Origin of the sequence: Rhodoplanes sp. SY1, assembly GCF_046000175.1 — a bacterium.
Taxonomy (GTDB): Bacteria; Pseudomonadota; Alphaproteobacteria; order Rhizobiales; family Xanthobacteraceae; genus Rhodoplanes.
This window is the reverse complement of record NZ_JBEOMB010000155.1, coordinates 1-6,139: the sequence shown is the minus strand read 5'-3', so window position 1 is coordinate 6,139 and position 6,139 is coordinate 1. Positions and strand designations below refer to the sequence as shown.

6 protein-coding genes and 3 pseudogenes are annotated in these 6,139 nt (G+C 67.8%); 2 read left to right on the top strand and 7 right to left on the bottom strand.

The annotated features are described in order from the left end of the window. The 3 genes from ABTU92_RS26440 to tnpA (ABTU92_RS26430) form a co-directional block, all read right to left on the bottom strand. A partial coding sequence (locus ABTU92_RS26440) for an IS66 family transposase zinc-finger binding domain-containing protein (protein WP_408094580.1) occupies positions 1 to 482 on the bottom strand: 482 nt, incomplete at its 3' end. Between the two features lie 48 nt (positions 483 to 530). Beyond that, positions 531 to 887, bottom strand: a complete 357-nt coding sequence (gene tnpB / locus ABTU92_RS26435) for an IS66 family insertion sequence element accessory protein TnpB (protein ID WP_408094579.1) — start codon at positions 885 to 887, stop codon at positions 531 to 533. Then, positions 884 to 1,360 carry an IS66-like element accessory protein TnpA gene (gene tnpA / locus ABTU92_RS26430; RefSeq protein WP_408094578.1) on the bottom strand — a complete coding sequence of 159 codons (477 nt, stop codon included), beginning with the start codon at positions 1,358 to 1,360 and terminating at the stop codon, positions 884 to 886. The genes tnpB (ABTU92_RS26435) and tnpA (ABTU92_RS26430) overlap by 4 nt, the downstream gene beginning before the upstream one ends. Here tnpA (ABTU92_RS26430) and tnpB (ABTU92_RS26425) point away from each other — a divergent pair. Further along, positions 1,328 to 1,522 (top strand): annotated as a pseudogene (tnpB, locus tag ABTU92_RS26425) (IS66 family insertion sequence element accessory protein TnpB); the annotation flags it as partial. The gene tnpA (ABTU92_RS26430) and the pseudogene tnpB (ABTU92_RS26425) sit on opposite strands and share 33 nt — an antisense overlap. A gap of 69 nt (positions 1,523 to 1,591) precedes the next feature. Here tnpB (ABTU92_RS26425) and tnpC (ABTU92_RS26420) read toward each other — a convergent pair. Beyond that, positions 1,592 to 2,179: pseudogene (tnpC, locus tag ABTU92_RS26420) on the bottom strand (IS66 family transposase); the annotation flags it as partial. A gap of 669 nt (positions 2,180 to 2,848) precedes the next feature. Here tnpC (ABTU92_RS26420) and ltrA point away from each other — a divergent pair. Continuing rightward, a complete protein-coding gene (ltrA, locus tag ABTU92_RS26415) occupies positions 2,849 to 4,129 on the top strand; it encodes a group II intron reverse transcriptase/maturase (RefSeq protein ID WP_408094577.1) in 1,281 nt (426 codons plus the stop codon). A 71-nt stretch (positions 4,130 to 4,200) separates the two neighbouring features. Here the strand turns inward: ltrA and tnpC (ABTU92_RS26410) are convergent. The 3 genes and pseudogenes from tnpC (ABTU92_RS26410) to tnpA (ABTU92_RS26400) all read right to left on the bottom strand — a co-directional run. Further along, positions 4,201 to 5,226: pseudogene (gene tnpC / locus ABTU92_RS26410) on the bottom strand (IS66 family transposase); the annotation flags it as partial. Between the two features lie 57 nt (positions 5,227 to 5,283). Then, positions 5,284 to 5,634, bottom strand: coding sequence for an IS66 family insertion sequence element accessory protein TnpB (tnpB, locus tag ABTU92_RS26405; RefSeq protein ID WP_408094576.1), 351 nt, complete (start codon positions 5,632 to 5,634; stop codon positions 5,284 to 5,286). Beyond that, positions 5,631 to 6,041, bottom strand: coding sequence for an IS66-like element accessory protein TnpA (gene tnpA / locus ABTU92_RS26400; protein WP_408094575.1), 411 nt, complete (start codon positions 6,039 to 6,041; stop codon positions 5,631 to 5,633). Before tnpA (ABTU92_RS26400) ends, tnpB (ABTU92_RS26405) begins: the two co-directional genes overlap by 4 nt. Between the last annotated feature and the right edge of the window lie 98 nt (positions 6,042 to 6,139).

The window sequence follows — 6,139 nt, the reverse complement described above, 5'->3', positions numbered from 1 at the left end:
CAGCCGCGGCACGCATACTTCGGCCGGATCGTCCGCAGCACCTGATAGATCGCCGGCACCACGTCGAGCGCTTCGCTCACGTCCTCGCCGATGCGATGCATCGCCCCGGCGCAGCACGGGCAGGCCGTGCTCTCCGGCTCGATCACCCTCTCGCAGCGGGGCAGATGCTTCGGCAATGCGCCGAGGTTGCGGGTCGCCGGCTTGCGCGGCTGCCGTGGCGTCCGTTCCGGAGCCGAACGATCGTCGCTCGCGGTGACGTCGCTGGTCACGACGGCCGCTGTCGTGCAGAGGGCGGTGTCGCCGAGGTCGAGCGCGCCCTGGCCGGCATCGGCGAGCGGTCGCCGTTCGGAGCGCGGCCCGAAGACCATGGCCTTCAGGCTGTCCACCCAGGCCCGCAGCCGCTCGTTCTCGGCCGCGAGCGTCAACGCCAGAGCGGCGAGCCGGTCGGGGTCGGAGGGCAGATCGGCGGCGCGAAGCGGCATGCCCGAAGATACCTCGGAACACACCGAATCGCCAGTCAATCAACGCTTTTACGCCGCTCGCGTCGGCCTCTTCACGGGATTCGTGCCGACCCGTGTCCAGTCGAGCCCGGCGACCAGCATCGCCAATTGCGCCGCAGTCAGCAGGCACACGCCGTCCCGGATCGGGGGCCAGGTGAACACCCCGTCCTCCAGCCGTTTGGTCGCCAGAATCAGGCCCGACCCGTCCCACATCAGGAGCTTCAGCCGGTTCGCCCGGCGCTTCGAGCGGAACACGAACACGTCCCCGACGAACGGGTTCTCCTTCAGCACCGTCTCCACCAGTGTCGCGAGCCGATCCATGCCGGCCCGGAAGTCGACCGGCTGCGTCGCCACCAGCACCCGCAACTCCGAGCGCAGCGGGATCACGACAGCCCTCGAACCGCGCCCAGCACCGCCGCGAGCGTCGACCGGTCGACGCCGTCCGGAACCCGGATCGTCATGGCGCCGATCACGATCTCGATCATCGCCGACGCGGCGGCGCCCCCAGCGGCAGGCGCCGGCGCCTCTTCCTTGGCCGTCGTCGTCTCGCCCTGCTCGCATGAGATCGAAACAGGCACGAAGGACAGCGTGTCATCCTCCAGGTGCGCGCTCTCGCGGCCGAGTGCGCCGGCCATCGCCTGCCGCCGCCATCCGAACAGCAGTCCGCCGTTCAAGCCGTGACGCCGCGCCACCTCCGACACGTTCGCGCCGGGCACGAAGCTCTCCGCTACGATCGCGGCCTTCTCCGCCGACGACCATGTCCGCCGGCGCCGCCGCCCCGTGATCACCTCGACCCGCCGGTAGCGCTCGCCTTCGTGACTGTCTTGATGCCTGTCATTATCCATCGCGACACCTCGCATCGGTCCTGCCGACACGACCGTCTACGACGGCTCAATCGCCCCCGACGAGGTGGGGTGTTCACGCCGGTTACGATTCTCTGGCACGACGGCGTCGGCATGTCGCTATACGCCAGGCGGCTGGAACGCGGCCGGTTCATCTGGCCGTCGGCTGCAGCCGGGGTCGTGTCGATCTCACCGTACGCCCCCGGCGAAGACCGCGGGATTTCTGCTTGTGTTGTCCGAGGCGGAGGGTCAGGCGGCGAGCGACGCCGGGGCCAGCGACCAGTTCCAGGGAAGCAGCGCGGCCAGATCCCGGATGGCGTGATTGTTGATGCGGGCGAGGACGTCGGTGAGCCAGGCCTGCGGATCGACATCGTTGAGGCGGGCGGTCTGGATCAGGGTGTACATCAGTGCCGCGCGTTCGCCACCGCGGTCGGAACCGGCGAACAGCCACGACTTCCGGCCGAGCGCGATGCCACGCAGGGCGCGTTCCGCGGCGTTGTTCGTCAGGCAGATTCGCCCGTCGTCGAGGAACCGCGTGAAGGCGGCCCAACGCTTCAGCATGTAGTCCATCGCCTTGGCGACGTCGGAGTGGCGCGACAGGCGGACCCGCTCGGCCCGCATCCAGATCTCGAGGTCGGCGACGAGAGGAGCGGCTCGCTCACGGCGCAGGGCGAGGCGCTCGGTCGCCGGCGAACCGTTGATCTCGCGCTCGACGTCGAAGATCGCGTCGATGCGCGTCACGGCTTCGAGGGCCAATGGCGCGACGGCAGATGGCTTCGCCCGAGCCTTCGTCGTCACGTCGGCCAGCACGAAGAACTTGCGGCGTGCGTGTGACCAACTTGCGTCAGGGTAAGCCCTGGGAAGGAGGATGAACATGTAGTTCGAAACCTTTCGAAGCGATCCAGAGGGTTCGACTCCCTCCCGGTAGAGGCGCAGCCCGCCAGCCGGAAGCGAGCCTTGCATGGGCGGCGGCGACGCCGGTCGTGAAGCGTAGGCAGCAGGCATCGAAGCCGTGGGTCAGCCCCGAAATCATGATGACGTCGAAGCCTTCGGAGTGTTGGGACCGGGGGCAGCATCGGCAAGGCCGATAGTGGCGAGGCCATGTCGGTTCGACCGGGGTCTCGGAACAGGGCAGAGGTGCAGGATGGATCGCCAGGGAACCTGAGAGATCCCGCACGTGTCCCCGTGCAAGCACGCCGGAACCGGGACGCCGGCTGACCAACTGTCCCAGGCTCGGGAGCAGTCCTCCGCTGCCCCGGGAGCGCTTCGGCGAACACGAAGGCAGGGAGGAGCACGGGGGCCCTGGGAGCGAACACATAAGCGACCAGGGATTGCGCGGGCGGGAAGTCGTAGCGCCGTCGTAGTACCGACGAAGGTGGGGAACCGGGCTCGCCGGGACCCACGGGAGGGAAGGGCGGCGCCATGGAAGAGAGCCATTGACGGGAAACACGGGAGGGAACTCTGCGTCCCACGAACCTGTCCACGAAACGCCAATGGATAGCCGATATGGCGAGGGCGAACCGCGACCGGGCGTTCTCCTCGCTGCACCACGTCATTGACATGGAATGGATGAGCGAAGCCTACGGACAAGTCCGGAAGGATGGCGCCCCTGGCATCGACGGAGTGACGGCGGAGACCTACGAAGCGCACCTCGAGGCCAACCTTCAGGACCTCCTCGCGCGCATCAGGTCGGGCCGCTACGTCGCGCCGCCCGTGCGGCGGGCCTACATCCCGAAAGCGGACGGGTCGCAAAGGCCCCTCGGCATTCCGACGTTCGAAGACAAGGTGGCGCAGCGGGCGATCGCGATGCTGCTGGAGCCGATCTACGAGGAGGACTTCCTGCCTTGCTCGTATGGCTTCCGGCCCGGCCGGTCGGCGCATGATGCGTTGCGCGATCTGCGCGACGGCTTCATGACCCAGGGGCTGCGGTGGGTGCTGGACATCGATATACGCAAGTACTTCGACAGCATCCCACACGGCACCCTGCGGTCGTTCCTCGACCGACGAGTCACCGACGGCGTGGTTCGTCGAATGATCGACAAGTGGCTGAAGGCGGGCGTGCTGGAAAATGGCACGACCAGCCGCACGACCGAAGGAACCCCGCAAGGCGGCGTGATCTCGCCATTGCTCGCGAACATTTATCTTCACTATGTGCTGGATGAATGGTTCGAGACCGTGGTGCGGCCGCGTCTGAAGGGGCGATGCATTCTGGTGCGTTACGCCGATGACGTCGTGATGGCGTTCGAGGATCACCTCTCCGCCAAGCGTGCGCTCGACGTTCTCGGCAAGCGTCTCGACCGGTTCGGGCTGACCCTGCATCCGGACAAGACGCGGTTCGTGGACTTCCGGTTCAAACGGCCGGGCGGCAATCGCCATCCGGCAACGGACGGGACAGCGTTCAACTTCCTCGGGTTCACCCACGTATGGGGGATGTCGCGGAACGGCAAGAACGTGGTGCGGCAAGTGACGGCGAAGGATCGGTACGCTCGGGCGATCTCGGCCGTGTCGAAGTGGTGCCGAGAAAACCGAGGCATATCGGTCGCCGCCCAGCATGCTCACCTGTCCCGGATGGTGCGGGGGCATTACGCCTACTACGCCATCACCGGAAACGGCCGACGCATCAGATGGTATCTCCATCAGGTCGAGCGCATCTGGAAGAAATGGCTGTCGCGGCGGGGAGGGGGCAACTTCCTGTGGTCCCGTCTCCGTCAGTATCTCGACCGCCATCCCCTGCCGAAGGCCAGGATCATTCACAAGTACGTCGTCGCGAGCGAAGCTCTTCCATGAAGAACCGGATGCGGGAAACCTGCACGTCCGGGTCTGTGAGGGGTGGGGGTGGCAACATCCCCACCTACTCGGCACGCGGCTTCCACGAGCGGCGTCGGCTTGCGTCCGGCCTCGTAGAGCCGATTGAATCCCGCATAGGCGTCGGCCTGGAGGATTCCGCCATATCCATGCAGGTGGCGCTCGGGATGATCGCCTGTGCGATCACGCGAGTAGAAGAACACGGCCGCCGGCGGATCATGCCCGCCGAACGGGCGATCGTCGCGCACATAGACCCAGGCCCGGCCGGTGTCGGTCTTGCCCTTCGCCAGAACCGGCACCGGCGTGTCGTCGCCGTGCACGCGGTCGCCGGCGAACACATGGGTTCTGATCAGATCGTAGAGCGGGCGCAGCAACGTGGCGCAGCCGCCGACCAGGTCGGCGAGCGTCGACAGGCTCAGATCGACACCCTCCCGTGCATAGCGCTCGGCCTGACGGTTCAGCGGCTGGTGCTGCCCGTACTTCTCGAACACGATCATGGCGAGCAGGCTCGGTCCGGCGAAGCCGCGCGGCAGCACGTGGAACGGCGCCGGCGCCTGGCTGATCTTCTCGCAATCGCGGCAGGTGAACTTCTCCCGCACGATCTGCACGACCTTCCAGCGTCGCGGCACCGACTCCAGCGTCTCGGTGACGTCCTCGCCCAGCTTGGCGAGCCGTCCGGAGCCGCAGCACGTGCAGGTGGTCGGGCCAGGCACCACGATCCGCTCGCGCGGCAGATGCGCCGGGAACGGTTTGCGGGACGGCGTCCTGCGGGTGTGCGGCCGAACCGGCGTCTCGCCCGCCGCGGCGGTCGCCGTCGCGGCCGCGAGCTCGTCCTCGGCCGCGGCCGCCTCGAGCTCCTCGAGCTGAAGCTCCATCTGATCGAGGAGGCGGGCCTTGCGCTCGCTGCGCTGGCCGTAGAGCTCGCGCCGCATCTTCTCGATGGCGAGCCGAAGATGGGCGATCAGCGCGTCCGCGCTCGACACCTCGGCGCGAGCCCGGGCCAGCTCGGCGTCGCGCGCGAGCACGAGGCGCTTCAGCGTCTCGACGTCGTCGGGCAAGGGCGAATCAGCGGGGCGCATCTCCCACTGATAGAATCACACCCGGATGCCTTTGTGAGCCCGGGACGAGGCGCCGCGTCACCCCGCCGCGTCGGGCCGCCACGTGTACTGGGGCGCGCGCCAGTCGATCCCGGACAACAGGTAGCCGAGTTGTGCCGCCGAGATCGCCACCGTCCCGTCCGCCGGCGACGGCCACAGGAACCGGCCGCGTTCGAGCCGCTTCGCGAACAGGCAGAAGCCCTGGCCGTCGTGCCACAGGATCTTGATCAGTCCACCGCTGCGCCCACGGAAGACGAACAGATGACCGCTGTGCGGGTCCCGCCGCAGCGTCTCCTGGACCTGCAGCGCCAGACCGTTGAAGCCCTTCCGCATGTCGGTGTGGCCCGTCGCCAGCCACACTCGCGCGCCACTCGGGATCGGGAGCGTCATCGGGGCCGCTCCAACACGTCCAGAACTCGCGCGAGCGCGGCAGCATCCACGTCCCGATCGACCCGCACCAACAGACCCTGGCCCAGATCGATCTCGATGACCCCGCCGCGCGTCGCCGTCGGCTGACACCGTGCCTCTATCGCCGCGGTCGTGCCGTTCGCCTCGGAGCGACCGCCCGCCGTCTCCGCCGCGATCAGGGACGGCAGCTCGGACGCTCCGCGGATTCCGATCACTCCGAGTTCGGCCAAGCGCTTCCACTTGAACACCTGGCTCGGCATCAGCCCGTGCCGCCGAGCCACATCGGAGACCGTCGAACCGCGCTCGCTCGCCTCGGCGACGATCGCCAGCTTCTGCTCCGTCGAGAACCGCCGTCGACGCTCGACCCGACCTAATACTTCGACTGCCATGAAGGACATCGATCTTGCGCTACCGCTAGCTCCATCACCAGCCGCGATCCCGCACACCCTCGCGCCTCAACGCAAGACGGTCCTCGCCGGAGGGACAC

Excerpts from the sequence above, each read along its gene's own strand:
- ltrA (WP_408094577.1), top strand. The coding sequence starts at position 2,849 with ATGGCGAGGGCGAACCGCGACCGGGCGTTCTCCTCGCTGCACCACGTC.
- tnpA (WP_408094578.1), bottom strand. The coding sequence starts at position 1,360 with ATGCGAGGTGTCGCGATGGATAATGACAGGCATCAAGACAGTCACGAA.
- tnpB (WP_408094576.1), bottom strand. The coding sequence starts at position 5,634 with ATGACGCTCCCGATCCCGAGTGGCGCGCGAGTGTGGCTGGCGACGGGC.
- tnpA (WP_408094575.1), bottom strand. The coding sequence starts at position 6,041 with ATGGCAGTCGAAGTATTAGGTCGGGTCGAGCGTCGACGGCGGTTCTCG.